Consider the following 861-nt stretch of genomic DNA (forward strand, 5'->3'; position numbering starts at 1 on the left):
ACAGCAGCACGCACTGGTCGGCCAGCCAGTCGTTGAGCGCCGCCAGCGAGCCGAACGTCGGCACCTTCTGCCAGAGCCGGTGGCGGCTGTCCTGGACGTTCTTCTCGATCTGCCCCTTCTCCCAGCCTGAGGCGACGTTACAGAACTCGGCGTCAAACAGGTAGTGGCTCACCATCGCGCTGAACCGCGCGTTGACCTCACGCACCTTGCCGGGACGCACCCTGTCGACGGCGGTCTTCATGTTGTCGTAGATGCCACGGCGTGGAATGCCGCCCCACGCCACGAACGCATGGTGATGCGCGTCGAACAGCATCTCGTGGGTTTGCAGCAGATAGGCCCTCAGGAAGAAGGCACGGCTGTGACTGAGCTTGAGCTGCGCGACCTGCAGCTTGGTGCGCTCGCCGTTGATGACGGCCCAGTCCTCACTCCAGTCGAACTGGAACGCTTCGCAAGCGGCAAACCGGAGCGGAACGAAGGTGCCCCGTCCGGTCGTCTTTGCCTGCTCGTGCTGCTCCTGTCGCCAGCGCCGGGCAAACGCAGCGACACGATCATAGGAGCCGGTGAAGCCCAGCGCGCAAAGATCCGCATGGATCTGTTTGAGGGTTCTGCGCTGTTTGCGGGGCCGATTCGCCTCGGTCTTCAGCCAACCAGCGAGCTTTGCAGCAAATCCGTCGAGCTTGCTGGGGCTGTGGCGCTCGGGATATGCCGGCAGCACAGTGTCGGCACGTATGTAACGCCTGACCGTGTTTCTGGACACGCCCAGTCGTTTGGCAATCTCGCGCAACGAGACATGATCGCGAAAGTGCCAGCGTCGGATGATGCTCAATATAGCCACGTCGATCACTCCGTTCCCCTGCCCGT

1 protein-coding gene is annotated in these 861 nt (G+C 62.6%); it reads right to left on the bottom strand.

Going from position 1 to position 861, the window contains the following annotated elements:
• Positions 1-844 (bottom strand): IS21 family transposase (gene istA / locus FSO04_RS47015; protein ID WP_168436041.1); only part of this gene is annotated, 844 nt, incomplete at its 3' end.
• Between the last annotated feature and the right edge of the window lie 17 nt (positions 845-861).

The sequence above is a fragment of the Paraburkholderia madseniana genome, from assembly GCF_009690905.1.
Classification (GTDB): domain Bacteria; phylum Pseudomonadota; class Gammaproteobacteria; order Burkholderiales; family Burkholderiaceae; genus Paraburkholderia; species Paraburkholderia madseniana.